The sequence below is a fragment of the Nitrosomonas sp. genome, from assembly GCF_040240425.1.
In the GTDB taxonomy this organism is placed as follows: Bacteria; Pseudomonadota; Gammaproteobacteria; order Burkholderiales; family Nitrosomonadaceae; genus Nitrosomonas.
In genome coordinates this window covers 1-21,713 of record NZ_QPHG01000035.1, presented here as the reverse complement: position 1 = coordinate 21,713, position 21,713 = coordinate 1, and the positions used below count along the sequence as shown (strand labels likewise).

At 43.1% G+C, this 21,713-nt stretch carries 18 protein-coding genes; 17 read left to right on the top strand and 1 reads right to left on the bottom strand.

The window, feature by feature from the left end; genetic code table 11:
• Positions 1–109 precede the first annotated feature (109 nt).
• The 7 genes from DU481_RS12250 to rpmE all read left to right on the top strand — a co-directional run bounded on the left by DU481_RS12250 (position 110) and on the right by rpmE (position 7,023).
• Complete coding sequence (locus tag DU481_RS12250; protein ID WP_350134895.1) at positions 110–871, top strand: DUF3750 domain-containing protein; 762 nt, start codon at positions 110–112, stop codon at positions 869–871.
• A 114-nt stretch (positions 872–985) separates the two neighbouring features.
• Positions 986–1,999, top strand: coding sequence for an extracellular solute-binding protein (locus DU481_RS12245; protein ID WP_350134892.1), 1,014 nt, complete (start codon positions 986–988; stop codon positions 1,997–1,999).
• Between the two features lie 99 nt (positions 2,000–2,098).
• Positions 2,099–3,700 carry an ABC transporter permease gene (locus DU481_RS12240; protein ID WP_350134889.1) on the top strand — a complete coding sequence of 534 codons (1,602 nt, stop codon included), beginning with the start codon at positions 2,099–2,101 and terminating at the stop codon, positions 3,698–3,700.
• Between the two features lie 4 nt (positions 3,701–3,704).
• Positions 3,705–4,760: an ABC transporter ATP-binding protein gene (locus DU481_RS12235; protein WP_350134886.1), complete on the top strand. Its 1,056-nt coding sequence runs from the start codon at positions 3,705–3,707 to the stop codon at positions 4,758–4,760.
• Positions 4,761–4,978: 218 nt separating this feature from the next.
• Complete coding sequence (gene trxA / locus DU481_RS12230) at positions 4,979–5,305, top strand: thioredoxin TrxA (protein ID WP_090317197.1); 327 nt, start codon at positions 4,979–4,981, stop codon at positions 5,303–5,305.
• 148 nt (positions 5,306–5,453) lie between these two features.
• Positions 5,454–6,713 (top strand): transcription termination factor Rho, encoded by a 1,260-nt coding sequence (gene rho / locus DU481_RS12225; RefSeq protein ID WP_090317194.1) that lies wholly within the window; start codon positions 5,454–5,456, stop codon positions 6,711–6,713.
• A gap of 97 nt (positions 6,714–6,810) precedes the next feature.
• The gene (gene rpmE / locus DU481_RS12220; protein WP_090317191.1) at positions 6,811–7,023 is read left to right on the top strand and encodes a 50S ribosomal protein L31; all 213 of its coding nucleotides are present in this window, start codon (positions 6,811–6,813) and stop codon (positions 7,021–7,023) included.
• A gap of 109 nt (positions 7,024–7,132) precedes the next feature.
• Here rpmE and DU481_RS12215 read toward each other — a convergent pair whose 3' ends face one another.
• Positions 7,133–7,450, bottom strand: coding sequence for a cupin domain-containing protein (locus DU481_RS12215; protein ID WP_350134881.1), 318 nt, complete (start codon positions 7,448–7,450; stop codon positions 7,133–7,135).
• A gap of 297 nt (positions 7,451–7,747) precedes the next feature.
• Here DU481_RS12215 and DU481_RS12210 point away from each other — a divergent pair, with 297 nt between their 5' ends.
• The 10 genes from DU481_RS12210 (at position 7,748) to tnpA (ending at position 21,341) form a co-directional block, all read left to right on the top strand.
• Entirely contained in the window at positions 7,748–11,647 is a 3,900-nt protein-coding gene (locus DU481_RS12210; protein WP_350134878.1) for an EAL domain-containing protein, read from the top strand.
• 788 nt (positions 11,648–12,435) lie between these two features.
• A complete protein-coding gene (locus DU481_RS12205; protein ID WP_350134875.1) occupies positions 12,436–13,368 on the top strand; it encodes an EpsD family peptidyl-prolyl cis-trans isomerase in 933 nt (310 codons plus the stop codon).
• An 87-nt stretch (positions 13,369–13,455) separates the two neighbouring features.
• Entirely contained in the window at positions 13,456–14,259 is an 804-nt protein-coding gene (epsE, locus tag DU481_RS12200) for a polysaccharide export protein EpsE (RefSeq protein ID WP_350134872.1), read from the top strand.
• A 78-nt stretch (positions 14,260–14,337) separates the two neighbouring features.
• On the top strand, positions 14,338–15,696 hold the full coding sequence (gene epsF / locus DU481_RS12195) for a chain length determinant protein EpsF (protein ID WP_350134869.1): 1,359 nt from the start codon (positions 14,338–14,340) through the stop codon (positions 15,694–15,696).
• A gap of 34 nt (positions 15,697–15,730) precedes the next feature.
• A complete protein-coding gene (epsG, locus tag DU481_RS12190; protein ID WP_350134866.1) occupies positions 15,731–16,636 on the top strand; it encodes a chain length determinant protein tyrosine kinase EpsG in 906 nt (301 codons plus the stop codon).
• An 11-nt stretch (positions 16,637–16,647) separates the two neighbouring features.
• Complete coding sequence (gene xrtB / locus DU481_RS12185) at positions 16,648–17,547, top strand: exosortase B (protein WP_350134863.1); 900 nt, start codon at positions 16,648–16,650, stop codon at positions 17,545–17,547.
• Between the two features lie 77 nt (positions 17,548–17,624).
• Positions 17,625–18,311 carry an exosortase-associated protein EpsI, B-type gene (epsI, locus tag DU481_RS12180; protein WP_350134860.1) on the top strand — a complete coding sequence of 229 codons (687 nt, stop codon included), beginning with the start codon at positions 17,625–17,627 and terminating at the stop codon, positions 18,309–18,311.
• Positions 18,312–18,985: 674 nt separating this feature from the next.
• Entirely contained in the window at positions 18,986–20,446 is a 1,461-nt protein-coding gene (locus tag DU481_RS12175; protein ID WP_350134857.1) for a hypothetical protein, read from the top strand.
• A gap of 121 nt (positions 20,447–20,567) precedes the next feature.
• The gene (locus DU481_RS12170; RefSeq protein ID WP_350134907.1) at positions 20,568–20,822 is read left to right on the top strand and encodes an exosortase-associated EpsI family protein; all 255 of its coding nucleotides are present in this window, start codon (positions 20,568–20,570) and stop codon (positions 20,820–20,822) included.
• Positions 20,823–21,134: 312 nt separating this feature from the next.
• On the top strand, positions 21,135–21,341 hold the full coding sequence (tnpA, locus tag DU481_RS12165; protein ID WP_350134854.1) for an IS200/IS605 family transposase: 207 nt from the start codon (positions 21,135–21,137) through the stop codon (positions 21,339–21,341).
• Positions 21,342–21,713 lie beyond the last annotated feature (372 nt).

The following is a 21,713-nucleotide window of genomic DNA, read 5'->3' as shown; positions in this document are numbered from 1 at the left end:
CGGGTTGGTTATGGAAGCACATCAATAAGCCAGATTTCGCATATACTGCGATCAATCTCAATGCTCCCGAAATACATCATTTTTAATCCCTAATCAGTTGAATCACTCAGTGAAGCGCACCTTAACCGTAGTTTTCCTATTATTTACTTTGGGGCTGATCGTGCTGGCAGTTGTTCCGGATCGGGCGCGTGCGCAGTACTGGTGGAATGCGAGCCGTGAGCCGGTGGGGCTGGCACCCGATCCCGCGTCAACGCCGGAAGCAGTCGTGCAGGTTTACGGTGCGCGCGCATTCAGCTGGCGCGGCTACTTTGGGATTCATACCTGGATTGCGGTGAAACCTACGGCGGCGCAGTCGTACACTATTTATGAGGTCATTGGATGGATGCAGCGCCGCAAGCTTCCGGTGGTCGTGATTTATGAGAATGTGCCGGACCGGCGTTGGTACGGCAATATGCCGGAGCTTTTGCTGGAGAAACGGGGCGATGGAGTGGATGTGCTGATCGAAAAAATTGACCAGGCGGCACGAAGTTACCCGTACGCAAAGGATTACACGATTTGGCCCGGACCGAATTCCAATACTTTTACCGCCTGGATTTCCCGGGCTGTTCCGGAACTGCAATTGGATTTGCCGCCTACTGCGATTGGTAAGGATTATCTCGGGTACCGGCTGGTTTCGCAAGCGCCGAGCGGTAGCGGCTTCCAAGTTTCCATTTTCGGTTTGCTGGGCGTGCTGGTCAGTGCGGTGGAAGGTATCGAACTCAATTTGCTGGGATTATCGTTTGGTGTCGATCTCGACCCGCCCGCGCTCAAATTGCCGCTGGTCGGGCGCAAAGAACTGAATTCATGGTTTGAGCCTGCGGTTGAAAATTAATTACGCGCTTTAAACCTTGTGTCCACGGTATTTAATTGATAATTATTCTTATTCATACTATAGTAACCCTCAATAATTAATTCCCTTGATGAACCTTTTTGCTTGGAATTTTTCATGTTCAAATCGAATGTAAGTCATTTTTATTTTGCTGTTTTTTTTCTTTTCTCGTCACTGATCGCACCGCTGGTGCATGCTGAGGAAGTGGTTGTGTATTCCGCGCGCATTGAGCAACTCATCAAGCCGATGTTTGATGCATTTACCAAGGAAACCGGCATCAAGGTCAAATACACCACGGATAACGAAGGTGCATTGCTTGCCCGGCTGGAAGCGGAGGGGAAAAACACACCCGCGGATCTGCTGATTACTTCCGATGTGGGTAATCTTTGGGCAGCGGCACGGGCAAGTTTGCTGAAGCCGGTGCAATCGAACGTGCTGGAAGCCAATATTCCGGCGCATTTGCGCGATCCTGAACAGGAATGGTTCGGTTTGTCGATCCGGGCACGCACGCTAATCTATAACACCAAGAAAGTGAAGCCTTCAGAGCTTTCAACCTATGAAGATCTGGCTGATCCGAAGTGGAACAAGCGGCTGTGTTTGCGTACATCGAAGAAAGTGTATAACCAATCCCTGGTGGCGATGATGATTGCTGAACATGGCGAAGCCGAGACCGAGAAAATTGTTAAAGGCTGGGTGGCCAATCTGGCGACTGATCCGCTATCCGATGACACTCGGGCTTTGGAGTTTGTCGCTGCCGGTAAATGCGATGTAACGGTGGTCAATACTTATTACTATGGACGGCTGATGAAGAAAGACCCGAATTTGCCTTTGGCGATTTTCTGGCCGAATCAGAATGATGGCGGCGTGCATGTCAATATTTCCGGCGCCGGTGTCACGCGCCATGGCCGGAACACGCAAGCTGCGATTAAATTGCTGGAATTCCTGTCATCCGACAAAGCGCAAAATCTGTTTGCCGATGTGAATATGGAATATCCGGTCAATCTGAAGATTGCAGCAGATCCGTTTGTCGCGGCGTGGGGCAGTTTTAAGCAAAACCCGATGAACCTGGTTAAAGCCGGCGAGTTGCAGACCACCGCAGTAAAACTCATGGATCGTGCAGGTTATCAATAAAAAGGTACGGTCGCTACAAAAATCAATGAGGCGTAGAAGCGCTAGAAAACAATAGCCTTTTACGCCAGTTCTTTTGTTCTGTTTCTTCACCAATATGTCATGGCCATTTGGCGCTCAGTCCCTTTTATAGCAGCTGCATTGGTGCTGGCGCCTGTGGGCGTGATCGTATCCGCTTTCTTCGCACCGGCCAGCGATGTTTGGCAGCATCTGCTTGAAACGACGCTTCCTCAGCTGCTGATTAACACGTTCTGGCTTGCCTTGGGTGTCGTCAGCGGTACCGCGCTATTGGGCATCAGTCTGGCGTGGCTCACTGCGGTTTATGACTTCACCGGGCGGCGGTTTTTTTCCTGGGCGTTGCTGTTACCGATGGCGATGCCTGCGTATGTCATCGCATTTGTCGCTTTGGGGCTGTTTGATTTTACCGGCCCGGTGCAAACTATATTGCGTTCCTGGCTGGATTCGGATTTGTCCTGGTTTCCGGATATCCGCGGTAGGGCGGGTGTGATTGTGGTCATGACGCTGGCTTTTTATCCTTATGTTTATTTACTGGCGCGCAATGCTTTTTTGAGCCAAGGTAAACGCTCGCTAGAAGTGGCGCAATCGCTGGGTTTCAACCGCAAGCAAGGATTTTTCAAGGTGGTATTGCCGATGGCTCGTCCTTGGATAGCCGGAGGCGTGATGCTGGTGCTGATGGAGACACTGGCAGATTTCGGTACCGTCGCGGTGTTTAATTACAATACCTTCACGACCGCGATTTACAAGGCGTGGTTCAGCATGTTTTCTCTGCCCGCGGCTTCGCAGCTTGCTTCTTTATTGATTCTGATCATTTTTGTTGTGATTGTGCTGGAGCAGCAGTTCCGGTTACGTATGCGCTATGCGGAGAGTAAAAAAACCGAGCGTGCGCAGCGTATCCGGTTGATGGGATGGCATAACTGGCTGGTGGCCGGTTTCGTCCTGAGCGTCTTATTTCTGGCATTTCTGCTGCCGGTACTGCAATTGTGCCAGTGGGCGATGCGATCGTTTACGCAAGATTATGACGTAGCCCGCTATCTGGAATTTCTCTGGCATTCGCTATCGTTGTCCGGTTTGGCTGCTTTGTTGATTTGTCTGGTTGTCATCGCCATGGTTTATGCGGCGCGGCGTTATCCCAGTCCGGTCACGCGCTATGCAGTGCGTATCGCTACGATTGGTTATGCATTGCCCGGCACAGTACTGGCGATTGGCGTGTATGTGCCGCTGGTATGGCTGGATGGGCGGCTCAGCGAGTGGATGATGCATTGGTTGCAAATCGAGACAGGGCAATTGATCCAGGGTACCCTGATGATTATGTTGATCGCCTATTTGATCCGTTTTATGGCGGTCAGTCATTATCCGATTGATGGCGCGATGCAACGGATTACGCCTAATATCGACGAGGCGGCGATGAGTTTCGGGTTGCATGGCTGGGCGATGATCCGGAAAGTACATATTCCGATATTGAAACCGGGAATTTTTACGGCGGCGACTTTAGTGTTTGTCGATGTCATGAAAGAGATGCCGATTACGCTGATGACGCGGCCATTTGGCTGGGATACACTGGCGGTGCGAATTTATGAAATGACTTCCGAAGGGCAATGGGAGCAGGCCGCGTTGCCGGCGGTTACGCTGGTGCTGGCCGGGCTGATTCCGATTTTCTTGTTTATGCGACAAACTGAGAAGTAAACCGATGAGTACTGGGTTGCTGCAACTGAATCACGTTTTGCAAGCGTATGGCGAGCAGGTCGTTATCCGTAACTTATCTTTGCAATTACAGAAGGGGCAGATCGGCTGTTTGCTCGGTCCGAGCGGCTGCGGGAAAACCACTGCCCTGCGTTGTATCGCCGGTTTTGAGCGGGTTGTAACTGGAGAAATTATGCTCAATGGCGTCTGTGTGAGCAGTGCGAATTCCTTCGTGCCGCCGGAACAACGACGGATTGGCATGGTGTTCCAGGATTATGCGTTGTTTCCGCATCTTGATGTGACCGCCAATATCGGTTTCGGTCTGCACCGGTTAACGCGAGTGGAACGTGAGCGGCGGGTTGAAGAATTGCTGCATGTCGTGCATCTGGCCAGCGTTGCGAAGAAATATCCGCACGAACTATCGGGCGGGCAGCAGCAGCGCGTTGCGCTGGCGCGTGCGCTGGCGCCGAGACCGGATCTGTTGTTGCTGGATGAGCCGTTTTCCAATCTGGATGTGAGCTTGCGCGAACGGTTGAGCATGGAAGTGCGTGAGATCATCAAGCAGCAAGGAACCACCGCGATTCTGGTGACACATGACCAAGCGGAGGCGTTTGCGATTGCCGATGAGATCGGTGTGATGAATCACGGTGAGATTCAACAGTGGGATACGGCTTTTAATCTGTATCATCGTCCGGCCAACCGTTTTGTGGCCAACTTTATTGGTCAGGGAGTATTTCTCCCCGGTAAAGTGATCAATGCGCAACAGGTTGAAATTGAATTGGGCGTATTGCAAGGGGTAGTTCCAGAGCATTGTGATGCCGGTTGCAGCGTGGATGTATTGCTGCGTCCAGATGATATTGTGCACGATGATAGCAGCCCGATGCAGGCGGCGGTGGTTCATAAGGCATTTCGCGGCGCGGAGATTTTGTATACGTTGCGTCTGGCGAGCGGAGCCAAAGTGCTTGCGCTTGTCCCCAGCCATCATGATCATGCGATTGGCGGGAAAATAGGGATCAGACTCGAGGCCGACCATATTGTGGCATTTCAACAATCGGAAGGATGATTGTCCGATTCCGGTTCTTGCAGATGTGAGACAATATTCCGCAGTTTCTTCCGAGCGCTATTTTTAAAAGCTACTTCCCTTTTAACAGTTTTTTCTATAGCATAACAATTTAGTTTTATACCACTCTTTTACAGCGTTATTCCAACCAATCCCGTAAACCAATCTTTGAGATAATTAGGTTTACTCTTCTTAATACTGAATAATTGAATGAGGATTATATGAGTCAGCATATTCATTACGTTACTGATGCTAATTTTGATGCGGAAGTTTTACAATCGACAACCCCTGTACTGGTGGATTACTGGGCAGAGTGGTGCGGCCCTTGTAAAATGATAGCGCCGATACTCGACGAGATTGCAAGCGAATATGGCGAACGCCTTAAGGTGGCTAAATTGAATATTGATGAAAATCAGCTCACACCGCCGAAATACGGTATTCGTGGAATCCCGACCCTGATGTTGTTTAAGAACGGCACTATCGAGGCTACCAAAGTCGGAGCTTTATCAAAATCACAATTAACCGCCTTTATTGACAGTCATATTTAAACCCGCTAGTCTACTGAACATAATAGATTTGTGGACTAGGTGATTGGTAAAGCCCACACCACCTTATATTTAATAATCCCATCCGTAACAACTTTCCTTCCAGCATCATTATCTTTCACCTGAGTATTATTTTTTCACGAGCTTTTTCATGCGCTTATCCGATTTAAAAAACCTACACGTCACTGAACTAGTAAAAATGGCCGTCGAGAACGAAATTGATGGGGCCAACCGAATGCGGAAACAGGATCTGATTTTCGCATTGCTTAAAAATCAGGCGCGCAAGGGCGAAAATATATACGGTCATGGAACGCTGGAAGTATTACAGGATGGTTTTGGATTTTTACGTTCTCCGGATACCTCTTATCTGGCTGGGCCTGATGATATCTATATTTCACCCAGCCAAATCCGGCGCTTTAATCTACATACCGGGGATTCGATTGACGGTGAGATTCGCCCGCCGAAAGAAGGGGAGCGTTATTTTGCGCTGGTAAAAGTTGATAAGGTCAATAATGAACCGCCGGAAAATTCCAAACAGAAAATCCTGTTTGAAAATTTGACGCCGTTATTTCCAGATGAGCGGCTCGTGCTCGAACGCGATATCAAAGCCGAAGAAAATATCACCAGCCGTATCATTGACTTGATTGCCCCGATTGGAAAGGGACAGCGCGGTTTATTAGTGGCCAGCCCAAAGTCGGGTAAAACCGTGATGCTGCAACACATCGCGCACGCCATTGCGGCTAATTATCCGGATGTGATTTTGATGGTGTTGCTGATTGATGAACGTCCGGAAGAAGTGACGGAAATGATCCGCTCGGTGAGAGGAGAAGTCATCTCGTCCACTTTCGATGAAGCCGCCACGCGGCATGTGCAAGTCGCCGAAATGGTCATTGAGAAAGCGAAACGCTTAGTCGAGCACAAGAAAGATGTCGTGATACTGCTCGATTCGATTACGAGGCTGGCACGTGCTTATAATGCTGTGGTACCGGCTTCCGGTAAAGTACTGACCGGCGGTGTGGATGCCAGTGCGTTACAGCGACCCAAACGTTTCTTCGGCGCAGCGCGTAATATCGAAGAAGGCGGATCGTTGACGATCATCGCGACAGCGCTGATTGATACCGGATCACGCATGGACGATGTGATTTATGAAGAATTCAAAGGTACCGGCAATATGGAAATTCATCTTGACCGGAAAATGGCGGAGAAACGGATATATCCAGCAATTAATGTGAACCGGTCAGGAACTCGCCGGGAAGAATTGCTGATTTCTCCCGATGTGCTGCAAAAAATCTGGGTACTGCGTAAGTTACTCCATCCGATGGACGATATGGATGCGATGGCATTTCTACTGGATAAAATCAAGGCGACTAAGAATAATTCCGACTTTTTTGATTCCATGCGACGGGTTTAGGATTTAATTTTCATAGTTGCGCCAATACGTACATTAAAGGATAATACACAGCTTTTTAAGCTTCCCATTGGGGATGGAATAATTAAGGATATAGGCAATGAAAGCAGACATTCATCCAGACTATCAGGAAATTACCGTCACTTGCAGTTGCGGTAATGTTTTTACAACACGTTCTACCATGAACAAACCATTGAGTATTGAAGTATGTTCACTTTGTCATCCGTTCTATACGGGTAAACAGAAAATTGTGGATACTGCCGGAAGGGTTGAGAAATTCCGTCAGAAATATAGTAAGCAAGCGCGCAACTAATTATCAGAAAGCGGCTAATATCAGGTCCTTACCAAGCCTTATGATGGTGAGTCCAGGTAATAGAATTTATTCAGGATTCTGCTCTTGATTCTGAGTTAAATAATCTCATTCAGTAATGAACGGCGAGCCAGATAGTCTCGCTGTCTGGGTCTGTCCACGAGACTTTGTGCTTTTTATGAGCGGGGATATTAATAAAATCTCCCTCATTAAGATGTACTAGTGTTTCATCTTCAAAAGACAGTACTGCCTTGCCCCTTAATACAATAACCCACTCATTTTTCTCCTGATCATACCAACCGGATTCTGGCGACTTTTGCCCTTTCGAGATGATTTTTTCGATCACCACTTTGTCGTTTCCGGCTAGAGATTCAAACAATTCCTGATCCAAGTTTTGGGGGATTCCGGTAAAAATATTTTGTGATTTCATTTGAAAAAATAAACAAGGTTGTGCGAATTTCTTAGCTTATTTGTTGTAATAAGGACCGTTGAATAACCATTTGTATGGTAAATACAATAGTGAATTTTCTGCTTGAAAATGGTTTTTGTGTATTAATTATGCTGTGGCGCAAGGTCGACTTGGGGGTGGTGCGTTACAAATCTTCAAATCCATTTCCATTCTGTATTCATAAAGCTAAAAATTTTCATAAAGCTATGCTATAAAACACCAATCAAAATTTTCCTGTTAACTTCATAGAATCAGAGGCTTCTTTTGATGATCAGAAAAATGAGTTCAAATCCGAAGAAGTTGATTGCAATAAAACAAAGAACGCGCATAAACCCATCTATTCCATCCTATCAGCCAGTCAATCCTGAAAGGACATTATTCCCAGTGGTGGGTATTGGTGCTTCAGCAACCGAACTCAAGTCGCTACGGCAGTTTTTTACCCAAATACCAGCGGATAGCGGCGCGGCTTTTGTCATTATTCAACAATCAGATACGATGCAGGAAAATCTATCTCCTCGGCAACTGCAAGATGTTACCAGTATGAAGATAGTGTGCGTTGAAAATCTGACGGAAGTACAACCTGACTGTATCTATATAGTTGCGCAATCAAACAAGAATGTATTTATTTCCAACGGCTTTTTGTGCTTATTTGATGCCGAGCCGGAGCAGCATGCATCAAATTCCTTAATCGATTTTTTCTTCCACAGCTTGGCGGAAGAATATAGGGAATCCGCGGTTGGTATTATTTTTTTCGGTCCAGGCGCAAATGGTACCCAGGGTTTACGCGCTATACGGAAAAAAGGAGGGTTGGGGCTTACGCAGGATTCTATGTCCAGTGAACCGGGTGGTGTGCCGGATTACTCGATTGAAGCAAGCACAGTGGATACGCTCGTAGCACTCGACGTTTTGCCGGACATTGTTACCAGTTATTTGAAATCCAAATTGCAAGGATTCCATCTTACCGGTGCCATGAGTGAAGTTGTGCAACTCTTGTCTAGGCGGATGGGTAATGATTTCTCTCAGTATAAGAGAAGCACGCTATATCGTCGCGTTGACCGGCGGATGCAACAGAATCAAATCAGTAAGGTTGAAGATTATGCGCATTTTTTAAGTGAGAATCCTGTTGAACTGGATTTGCTATTTAAAGAGCTATTAATCAATGTGACGCGTTTTTTCCGCGATCCGGTCATGTGGCAGTATGTTAAAGCGGAGATTATTCCACCCATTTTGGCAGCCCACCCTGAAGGAAAAACAGTGCGAATCTGGGTGCCTGCTTGCTCGACAGGAGAAGAGGCCTATGGATTCGCTATTCTTTTCCGGGAAGCTTTGGAGCAAAGAGGAGTGCAAGACCGGTACTTGGTGAAAATATTTGCGACTGATCTGGATCAGGATGCCATCACGAAGGCCCGGCAGGGTTTTTATCCCATAGCGATCAGCCAATATATTTCATTGGAACGCTTAAACCGGTTCTTTATCAAGCACGAAAATGGCTATCGGGTTTGTAATGAAATACGCCAGATGGTCATATTCGCGCCACAAAATCTTATTGCCGATGTGCCATTTTCCAAGCTGGATATTTTGTCGTGCCGGAATTTACTGATTTATCTGGATCGTGAATTACAGAAAAGATTATTCCCGCTGTTTTATTATGCGTTGAATCCTGGCGGTATTTTGCTACTGGGAACTGCGGAATCGATCGATTATTTTCCAGAGATGTTTGCCCCTCTGGAGCGCAGTTTGGCGGTGTATAAACGTCTTGATAATGGATTGCCGCAAGAAAGGCGCAATTTGCTTCAGGACTTCTCTCTTCAAGCGATGACCAAGAAAAATCCAATGATCAGTCTGGAAGAAGTCCTACGGCTTTCACACATCGAGCAGGCAGCCGATTTATCCGAGAAAGGTGATGATACTGTATTGGCGATGATGACCGAATTGCAACTCATGCGTGAGGAAATGCAAGCTACTCATGAGGAAATGCAAACTTCGCAAGAAGAACTCAGATCCAGCAACGAAGAGCTGCAATCCACCAATGAAGAATTGCTGTCGACGAATAAAGAATTGCAAGCGGCCAATGCAGCATTGGTTGCGTCCAAGTCTAAATTAAAATTACTTTACAAGGAGTTGCAAGCTACCAATGCGGAGCTGACAACTTACCTTGAAGCCATCGGACAGCTTGCATTGGTTTCCGTGAGCGACCGTTCCGGCCGGATTATTGAAGCCAATGACCGTTTTTGTGAGATTAGCGGGTATGGTCGCTCCGAACTTATCGGGCAGGATCATCGCATTCTTAATTCAGGCGTGCATTCGAGCGATTTTTTTATAGATATGTGGGAAACCATCACCAATGGCAAAATTTGGCATAAAGAGATTTGTAACCGGAGAAAAAGTGGCAGCTTGTACTGGGTCGATTCCACGATCGTTCCGTTCAAAGACAGCAACGGCCGGATAATTCGTTATATATCCGTCCGCGTCGATATTACCGCGCGCAAACAGAAAGCATTGATTTTGCACGAACGGCTTAAGGAAAGAACGTGTTTGTATGCGATCCGGCGGGAGATGGAGCAAGACCTCTCTGTCGGGGAGCTTTGTGAACGGATATTCGATCATCTGATTCCTGCCATGCAGTTTCCCGATCATGCGGCCTGCATGATCAGTATTTATGAGCAACGCTATACTTCAAATCACTATAACGAAGATCTGACGCATGGGATTTTCGCAAGAATCAAAGTGGATGGACATTTTTGCGGTCAATTGCAGGTTTTTTACCGGGAAGAAAAGTCATTCATGCTGCCGGACGAGCAAAACCTGATTAATTATATCGCGGACGATTTCAGGTTATGGCTGGAGCGCAGACAATTGGAGCAGCACATCAGTTTTATGGCAAATCATGACGTGCTGACAGGGTTGCCGAATCGATTGTTGTTGCAGGATCGCTTGTCGCAGGCACTGGCGCATAATCAGCGCCATCACGATTTTTCAGCGGTGTTGTTTATAGATCTGGATCACTTCAAAGTCGTGAATGACACGCTGGGTCATGGTGTTGGCGATTTGCTGCTAAAAGAAGTGGCTGCAAGGCTTTTATCCAGCATACGCAGTGAGGATACCGCATCCCGTCAAGGCGGGGATGAGTTTATCGTGATATTGACGGAAATCACCGATCTGGAGGATGTTGAATCGATCGCGGAGAAAATATTGCACTTGCTGGCGCTTCCGTATCACATTAATGAACGGATACTCCATATTGACAGCAGTATCGGAATTGCGCTATATCCTAAGGATGGTAAGGATGTTGATGCATTGTTAAAGCATAGCGATCTGGCGATGTATCATGCTAAAGCTACGGGGCGAAGCAACTATCAGTTTTACTCGGCAGAGATGGATCGCTTAATTCAAGAAAAGCATGAGCTGGGTAACGATTTGCATAGAGTCATAAGAAATAACGAGTTGATATTGTACTATCAACCGATTATTGATATGGACAACAATCATCTGGTTAGTCTGGAAGTGTTGTTGCGCTGGCAGCATCCTGAGAAGGGATTGATTCCGCCTGTTCAGTTCATTAAGCTGGCCGAAGAAACCGGCCTGATTTTACCGATTGGGGATTGGGTTATTAGATCGGTGTGTGAACAGCTAAAAGCGTGGCAAGATCAAGGGTTGAGTGTGCCCAGAATTGCTATCAATCTTTCCGTCAAACAATTTCAGAAAAAGCTGTTTGTGCAAGATGTGGCGAGTATTTTAACGCAAGCAAAAGTTTCTGCGAGTTGCTTGACTTTGGAGATTACAGAAAGCATGCTGGCTGAAAATATCGTTGAGGTGAATGAAACGCTGCAACAATTAAGTGCAATGGGATTCAAGATATCGATTGATGACTTTGGAACCGGTTATTCTAACTTGAGCTATTTGAAGCACTATACGATTGATGCGCTTAAAATTGATCGTTCTTTTGTGCGTGACATCGCTATCGATGAGAATGATGCGGCAATAGTTACAGCAATTATTGCAATGGCTGGTAGCCTGAATATTCAGGTGATTGCAGAAGGTGTTGAATCAAAGGAACAAATTGACTTTCTTAAACAGCGTGGATGCAGTCAATATCAAGGATTTTATTTTAGTAAACCACTTTCTGCGTTAGAAATTATTCGGGAATTACAGCGATTCAGCGGCTCGTGTGTCAATTAATACCTGTATCAGTAATCTGTGTTTGTTAAGGATGGAAAATCCTGGTAAAAATGAATGCAGATTTATCCTTGCATCACAGGATAAACGTTAGTATGGGGGCTGGATCTGGTTAGACAAACTGCTCGGTATTAATAAGAAACTGAATGTAATTTGGGAGCGGGGCGGTAACATGATCATTATGGCCGATTGGAATGTGACTGGTACTGTAAACAGTGATGCCGGATAAAGTACCAATTCAAAGCATTGTTATGCTGATGGTTTGGTAGGCTTAGGTTATTTCCGCTTTCGTTTGTCACATGATGACAATATAAGTGCGCGAAAATTGTTTTGCTATCTTCTTGGAGCTTTACCAAATAGCGGCTAACAAGATTTGATCGTGTTTTTGTTAACTTTGGTAGCAGAAATAAAGAGATATTCAACATTCAAGGAATGTCATTAACTAATGATCTTATGATAAAGATGATTCTAAAGGAACAAGTCAATCAGGTTCTTTGTCATACATTTTCTAGATAAATTAGTTGGTTATGCGTAATGTTCCGAAATCAATGACGGTTTTCATGTATTGAGTCGGAATATGTTTTTTATATTGTTGATTATCAATGTATATTGGTGTACTTTGTAAAGAATTACTTTAAGTATTAAAGTTTATAATTTAATTGTCGTATCCAGCTTCATAGATGCTCAGTAGAACGTATTGTTCTCATTCTGTGTTTAGGCATTGTGTAAGGGTGTGTGTTGAATTTTTTTGAGTTTGTTTCATTATATTTGTAATCATTAAGGGAAATATTATGGTATTGGCAAATACTCGGACGGCACTAACAGGACTTATGATTAGTTTCGCTTTAGTTCTCGCAGCTTGTGACAGCAATGAACCAAAAGAAAAAAAAGCCGGGCAGGCTCTGGTTAGTGTCAATGGTAAAGAAGTTACCATGCTTCAGCTAAATGAAGAAATCAAGCGTGCCAATGTCCGTCCGGAACAGTATGAAGCCGCAAGTAAGCAGCTTCTGGAATCTCTGATTGTTCGTCAGTTAATTCTTGACGAAGCGGTTCACAACAAGCTGGATCGTACTCCTGATGTAATGCAAGCACGCGATCGTGCAAATGCGCAAGTAATAGCGCAAGCTTATATGCAAGGTATTGTGAGTAAAATTGCTAAACCGACTCAGGCTGAGATTGATGAATATTTCCAGAAACATCCTGAGTTTTTCTCGCAGCGTAAGCAATTTGATTTGATAACAGTTCGTGTTGCTACGAAGGATCTCAGTAGTGAATTAAAGAAAACTATCGATGCAGCAAAGTCTGTAGATCAGGTCGTGACTTGGCTTGACAAAAATAAAGTTCCATATGTCAGAAGCTTGGCATCACGTAGTAGCACCGATCTGCCGCCTCAGATGGCTAAAATGCTTCAGGAAAAAAGTAAGGACACTATTTTTATCGTTAACGAGCAAGAGAATAGTTTGCTGATTTCGGTTAATGCAATAAAGGATAGTCCTATCACACTTGCAGCTGCTGCACCTCAAATTGAACGATTTTTGTTGAACCAGAAATATAAGGAAGCAACTGATGCGGAAGTCACACGTTTACGTGCAGCTGCAAAAATAGAATATTTGAATGCTAAAGCACCAGAGTCCAGTGCTGCTGATAATGCAACAAATAATTTAAATCTGACGGAGCCGGCTTCTAACAGTTCTATCGAACGTGGTATTATGGGGTTAAGATAAGTTAATGTTTATATTGGGTAGTTTGTCTTTCTTGATATAGTGTTCAGTGCAGTATGAATTAAGGGTTATGGGCAAATGATAAGTGTTATGAAGACAGTGAAGATTTTAGCGATAGTTATTACTTTGTTATGGATTGGTTGTATTGGGAATGTAGTGGCTGCAGAGGCAGGGGAAAGCGCATTAGGACCTGGTGATGCGCTAAGAGTGTTTGTTTACGGCCATCCGGATATGACTACCGAAACGAAAGTGAGTGAGACTGGAAAAATAACATTTCCCCTTCTGGGAGAAATCGTAGTCGATGGACTAACTCCATCAGCTGCAGAAAGAAAGATAGCAAATCTCCTGGAAAGTCGGGATATTTTGCGTAAACCACAAGTTATGATCGTTACTGCTTCGTTACAGAGTCAGATGGTATCTGTGCTTGGTAATGTTCGTAATCAGGGGCGCTACCCTATCGAAGGTAAACGCAGTTTAACCGAGATTCTTGCGATGGCAGGAGGTGTTGTTCCTGAGGGGGGGGAGCTTGTTGTTCTGATTCGCGCCGACGGAAATAAATTTATTAAGGAAGTGATAGATATACAAGATATGGTTCGTGCTGGTGATCTATCGAAGGATTTAATTATACAGAGTAATGATTTTATTTATGTTGAACGAGCTCCTAGATTTTATATCTATGGTGAAGTACAACGTGCCGGGGCATATAGGCTTGAACGTAATATGACGGTGATACAAGCTCTGTCAGTTGGTGGTGGATTGACGCAGCGTGGGACTGAACGAGGATTAAAAATTCAACGCCGTGACACAGAAGGTAATTTGCAGATATTTGCTCCGAAATCCAGTGATTTGGTACAGCCTGACGATGTGATCTATATTAAGGAAAGTCTGTTCTGACTTTGACTTTTGATTTTTTATTACCGAATTTATTTAAAACAATTATCGTAACTATTAGGTTTAGACTGGGGCTTACACATGGATTTTTCTCGTTTTTTTCTAATCATATTGGCTCGGCGAAAACTTATTTTAGCAACATTAATTATTACAATATTAACAACTTTGATAGTGAGCCTTCTTTTGCCAAAGAGCTATCTGTCAACTGCTACGCTTGTTCTTACTTATAAAGGAGCTGATCCCGTAACCGGTGCCTTTCTACCTGCGCAATTAAATCCAAGCTTTATGGCAACTCAATTGGACGTAATTAGAAGTACTAGAACTGCATTAATGGTGATTGATCAACTCGGACTTCATCATAATGAAGCAGTAATGAAGCTGTTTGAAGAAAGTAATAGTAATTTAGGATTACGGGAGTGGTTAGCAGCCTTCCTTCTTAAGAATCTTGATATTGAGACTTCTCGTGATAGCAGTGTGATTGGTATTAGCTATAAAGGAGCAGATCCTATGTTTGCGACAGTCATGGCAAATGCGTTTGCGAATGCATATCAGGAAATAAGCATTCGTCTTACTGTGGAACCTTCACAGAAGGCTGCTGCCTACTTTACCGATCAGCTTAATGTGTTGCGTGAAAAGTTTGAAATAGCACAGAAAAAACTAACGGATTATCAAAATGAAGTTGGGATTGTTGATGCGGATACTCGTCTGGATATTGAAACAAGGCGCTTAAACGATCTCTCTACTCAATTGATAATTGCCCAAGCGGAGTTGATGGGAACCGATCCAGAAGTTATTAATAGAAGTGGCGAGACTAGTGCTGTTGCTAAAAATTCAATGATCAGTAATCTCAAACTAAGTTTAGCGCAAGCTGAATCAAAATTCTCAGATGTATCGCAGAAGTTGGGACCTAACCATCCAAGTTATGTGGGGGCAAAAGCAGAAGTAGAGAAATTGCGAGCAGAGCTTAATAAATATATAAGAAACACCATGCATACCGCTATTGGTCAAGAAGCAGAGATACGTGCGGCACTTGAAGAACAGAAAACAAAAGTACTGTCACTGAACCGTGCAAGGAATGAGTTACATATCCTTTTTAAAGAGGCAGAGGGTGCTCAACAGGCATATGACAACGCAATGTTGCGATTAAATCAAACAACTCTTGAAGGGCAAGCTAATTTATCAAGTGTTTCTATACTTGATCCTGCGAAGATTCCTGAGAAACCGCATAGTCCAAAACTATTTTTGAATATGATCTTGTCAGTCATATTGGGAGCTCTTTTAGGACTCGGGGCTGGTTTAATTGCAGAAATGGTTGATCGGCGTGTGCGCTCACCAGAGGATTTGGTGGATGTATTTAAAGTACCAGTACTAGGTGTTATACAAAAAGAGACATCAAAACGAAAGCGCCTGCAATTGAACTGGCCACGTTTGATCCGATGATTCTGTCTAGATTCAGAATATGGAGGAGAATAAAATGAGTTTTGAAAGTTCCTCAGAAACGAGGGAATTTAGCGATTCAGGTTCTATCAGCATGAGTGCGTCTCATATGCGGAAGTTTAGCATTGGCCATATTCTTCTGGATATGGGGAAAATTACACCGGTTGAAGCGGAGCGTGTATTGCGCTTGCAGAAAGAAAGTGGTTTACGTTTTGGTGATGCTGCACTTAAATTAGGCTTAATTACTGAAGCTGACATACAGCTGGTTTTGGCGCAGCAATTTGATTATCCATATTTATTGCCCGGACAAGGGAATCATCCGCCAGAATTGGTTGTTGCTTATCAACCATTTGGTGCTCAAGTAGAAGTTTTTCGTGCGGTACGTAGTCAGTTAATGTTACGTTGGTTTACTTCAGGTCATAAAGCACTTGCAGTAGTGAGTTATAACCTGAGTGATGGTGTGAGTCTTTTTGCGGCAAATCTCGCTGTAGTGTTTTCACAGCTTGGTGAGCGTACACTACTAATTGACGCAAACTTGCGCTGTCCTCAGCAACATGAAATTTTTAATTTAAGAAATAGACAAGGTCTATCTGATGTGCTGGCTGGACGTGCAAATGTTTCTGAAGTGATTGCAAAGATAGATTCATTTATCGATCTTTCCGTATTACCGGCAGGAACACTTCCGCCAAACCCTTTAGAGCTTCTTAACCGAAACATATTTGACGAGCTGAACGATCAACTTGCTAATCAGTTTGATGTGATTCTCTATGATACTTTGGCTTTTTCAAATGGTTCCGATGCACTTGCTATTGCTGCTCGTACGGATGGAGTGCTGGTGGTTGCGCACAAAAATAATACCCGTTTAAGTGATATCAGCATGATTAATGAACAGCTTAAGTGCAGTGGAGCCGAAGTGGTTGGTTCTGTATTAATTGACTTCTAGAATAAAAAACTATGCTCTCATTTACTCATCAACATCGTGATTTAAAGTCAGCTATATTAGAGTGGTGGCCTATTTTTCTCGGATTGTTGATTTTATATGTGCCTACTTTTTATGATCTTGCCAATGGAATTTGGTCTAAAGAAGAGCAAGCTCATGGGCCGATTATATTAATGCTTTCACTTTGGTTAATGTATCGTAAATGGATGGAGATGATCAATAAGAGTGAGGGGAAATCAACTGCTTACTTGGGATGGATAGTTTTCTCTGTGGCTCTGTTTCTTTATATTATTGGGCGTTCACAACAAGTATTGGTGTTTGAAATGGGCTCTTTCATATGGATACTAGCGGCTGTTATCCTCATAAAACGAGGTTACATTGCTCTGAAAGTGATGTGGTTCCCATTGTTTTTCTTACTCTTTATGATTCCATTGCCTGGTCAAGCGGTCAGCTTGCTTACTATGCCTATGAAGATGGCAGTTTCATTTGTAGCGGAACATATTTTATTCTGGGCAAATTATCCTATAGCAAGAAATGGTGTTATCTTGCAAATTGGGCAGTATCAACTCCTTGTGGCAGATGCCTGTGCCGGACTTCAAACATTGTTGACATTGGAAGCACTAGGGTTATTTTATTTGAACCTTGTGCATCATACCTCGGTATTACGCAATGTGACATTAGCCATTTTAATTGTACCTATTTCTTTTACTGCAAACGTTATTCGCGTTATCGTACTTACATTGATTACCTATCACTATGGAGATGCGGCAGGACAAGGATTTCTTCATGGTTTTGCTGGTATGGTTTTGTTTATCAGTGCATTGATACTCATTCTGGGGGTTGATGCGGCATTGCAATATTTCATAAGAGGGCAGTCGGTTAATGCTTCGCATTCTGCTATGAGTAGTAGCTGATTATTTTCGTACTGTACAAAGAATACGAAAATTATTTAATAAAAATATTTAAAAGCTAGAAGAATAAAGGTGATGGAATGAGAAAATCGATAATTGTCAGTATTTTTTTGGGTATATTGATGGTGTCATCGGGAGCCTTAACTAAGGCACTAACTCCAACCAAAAAAATTGCGGATCAGCAAGAAAGAATAGATCTTGAGATCATGATTCCAGCCGAGTTTGGAGATTGGCGTGTTGACAAATCGATTATTCCGTTGCAAGTAGATGCTGAAACACAAGCCATGTTAGACAAAATATACAATCAAACTTTGTCGAGGACTTACGTAAACTCTATAGGCGAACGTATTATGCTTTCTGTAGCCTATGGCGGTGATCAGAGTGACAATCTAGCGGTACATAAACCTGAAGTATGCTATTACGCTCAAGGCTTCGAGATAATGAAAACTTATGCTGATGAGCTGCTTACACAATATGGAAAATTACCGATTAAGCGTTTATTGGCTGTCAAAGGTTATCGTAATGAACCGATTACCTACTGGGTAACGGTTGGTAACAAGGCTGTGCTACCTGGTATTGATGAGAAATTGCAACAATTAAAATATGGTTTGACTGGAAATGTACCTGATGGAATGTTGGTGCGTGTATCCTCTATATCTTCTGATAAAGATAAAGCTTATCAACTTCAAACAATTTTTATTCAAGATTTATTATCTTCTGTTAATACAGGTGAACGTATTAGATTAATAGGTGTTTCTGGTATATGAGCATAATTTTTCAATGAAAGGCTATTAAATATAACAATTTAAGATCTCATGATAAAGATTATACGGCGACAATTAGAACGAAAAACTTAGTCAATGTTTTTTGCAAAATTCCAAAAATGCTCAATACTATTATCATGCTGCTCGCCACAGATAAACTCGTTATCTCCATGGGGAACCTGAGATTGCTTATTAAAGTCACTATTGATCGATCCATTAATATGGATCATAGTGTCCTACCACATGCTCATGGATAAAGGCTTGCAGTGCTGCTTTAAAACAATTAGGAACAACCTTCTGCATATGCTTTTACTCTTGTGCTCCAGGACAACAAAAACGATTGTTTTGCCGTAAGTTCCCTGATTTTCTTGTTCGCTCTAACTAGCTGTATGCCATCATACAACTAATTGGTCATTGCAGAAGAATCTTGCTGCGACGATTCAGGCTTACAGCAATGTACTGCGCTGTTGATTTAGGGTATAAATGCCATTAATGGATCCAATCATTTTTAGCTGTTAAGTAGCTGTGAAATATAGAAAAAAGCACCGAATAAATTACTGGAATTTTTTCTAATTCAAGAATGAAAATAGTAGCTATTTTTAATATTCATATCAATAAGTTAATATGCTTCAAAAAGCACTTAACTTTCTAAAACCTTTTTTCTTATAAAGAAAAATATGTCAAATGAGCTTGGTGATCAGAAGGTATTTTATTTTATTGTGTTAGTCAGTGTACTAATGGCGATATTGTATGGCTTCTTTGCGGTGACAGCAAATCCCATTATTATTGGTTTGGCAGCGGCTCTTATTGTAGGTTTAGTGTTGTTGGTTAAACCTTCTTTGATCGTTTGGCTAATTCTATTGCTGAGTTTATTAGTAACAGGACTACTTCCTTTATATTTTGATTTTTTAGCTACAAAAGCAGCTTGGGGCGTGTCATTGCTTGGTTTTCTTTTAATGTTTATAGCATTGTCGAGAGTTGCTCTGTCGCAGAACGCTCAGAAATTTACTCCTGCCTTCATATGGATTGCTCTAGCTTTTATGATCTATACATTAATTAATTCGCTCATACAATGGAATTCATTTAGCGACGTGGTTGGTGGTTTTAAGCGTTACTTCCAAGTATGGGGATTAATTTTTGCTCTATGCTGGCTTGTTTTCGATGAACATAATATGAGTCATTTGCGGGTTTTTATTGTAATTATCGCCTTGATTCAATTGCCTTTCGCACTTTATGAGCGTATTGTTTATGTCCCTATTCGGGAAGCTCAGCAATATTTATATCCCGGTATGATTCCTTTAGATGTCGTTGGTGGGACATTTGGTGCGAGTCTTACTGGTGGGGGTGCAAGTGGAGAGATGGCAACCTTCCTAATAATGATGTTGGCATTCTTACTGGCGCGACGAATGGAAGGGCTAGTGACAACCAATAAATTAATTCTACTTGTTCTGATTATAACAGCCCCACTGTTTGTAGGGGAAACTAAGGTTGTAGTTATAATGCTCCCACTGATGTTTCTGGTTCTTTATCGTCGAGAGATGATCAAGCGATTACATTACTGGTTGATGGGAATGATAGTTGTTGTCTCGTTTACAATGGCTGCGGGATACACTTACTTAAGTCAATCAGATAAAGCTATAGAGGAGGTAATTGATACTACTTTCAACTACAACCTTTATGAACATGGACATGGTGGATATCACCTTAACCGTACCAAAGTGTTAACTTTCTGGGTTGATCAGCAGGGATTCCATGACCCGATTTCTTTTGTGTTTGGTAACGGGCTAGGCAGTTCGCACGGGGGGGGGTATATTGCCAAGCATTACCCTAATCACGGTATCGGATTAACGGCAGCTTCAACTCTACTTTGGGATACGGGTGTTTTTGGTTTTTGTTTATTTATTGCTATCTTTGTATTGGCTTGGCGTTGTGCTGATCAGTTATGGAGGGAGTCTGCTGAACCAACGATACGTGCTGATGCAGCAGCTATTCAGGCAGCCTTGGCACTATTTGTTTTTTACATCTTTTATCGTATAGGTGTACTGGAGATTTTGAGTTTTCAGGTAATATTTGCTTTATTACTGGGCTATCTAGGTTGGTTGCATCGCAGGCATGTTCTCATGAAATCTAATAAATAAGGTAGTCTACAGGCTATGTCGGGGGACTGATAAGGTTTGACCGATGAAAACGATCACCTTGATTCTTTTGGTTTGACCAAAAGCTAGGAGGATTGAATAAGAGATTACCAGAGACTGACGCATACGACATGGAGTTGTAAGTATTTGGGTAACTGTTAGTAACAAAGCGGTTTTGCCTGGAATTGAAAAAAAACTTCAACAGTTAAAATATGGATTAACTGGAAGTGTACCAGATGACATGTTGGTTCGTGTATCTACTATTGATACTGATAAAGAAAAAGCCTATCGACTGCAAGCTAACTTTATTCAGGATTTGCTGTCAGCAATTGATACTAAAGATCGTATCAGATTAACAGGGGTTTTTAATGAGATATGAGTTCTAATTGCTGCTTTCCTGTGAATTTGAGCTGGTTAAAGTGATCTTAATCACAATTCACCTCCATAAGCATAGTACTCTAAGGTCTGTTGATGTTTTCAGATGAGTATTTAAATAGATAGGAACAAGCTCGTGCTATTGGAATTTCCATGTCGCCGGCAAGGCGAGTTTGCGATGCATCCGATTGATGCTCAGTGATGATTTCTGGTTGAAGCTAAAGCAGATTCTGCTAGACGAAGCGGTTGTAAGAGTTATTATGCTGATATCGAAAGAGATAGAAGAACGATACGACATTGAGTTTGAGCAGATAGGTTGCGCAAAGATCACGTACATATACTTTGTACGGCCCATCCTAAAATTGTACCGGGTCAGATTGTTAGGGTATTCAAAAACATAACAGCACGGGAATTGTTTAAGAAGAAACTGGATTTGAAACGAGAGTTGTGGGGTGGTGAGTTTTGGACAGATGGTTATTATGTAGCAACTGTTGGAGAAAGAGCGGATTTGAGTGTAGTTTAGCGTTATGTAAAGAATCAAGGTAAACCAAAAGAAGAGCTGCGACAACTTGAGCTTTTCTAATACCCCGTGGTCTTGCCACAGGGGCGTTTATTGCATGGTCATTAAACAGAGCTGACTATTGATATCATGACGGTATAATTAAACATGTTAGCTTTTACTTTATTTTCGTTTGCTGCATTTCTTTTTGCAATTTTCTTGGTTTTCGCAATCGCTGTTGTTGCGGCGGGTGCAGTGCGATGGACGGGTTGGGTAATCTCCCAAAAATTAACCGAGTAAAGCAGTAGAATTTTCTATCGTAGACGAAGAGGAATTTTACTGATGAAGAAGCAGCGATTTACGGAAAGCCAGATTATGCAGATACTGAAGCAGGCT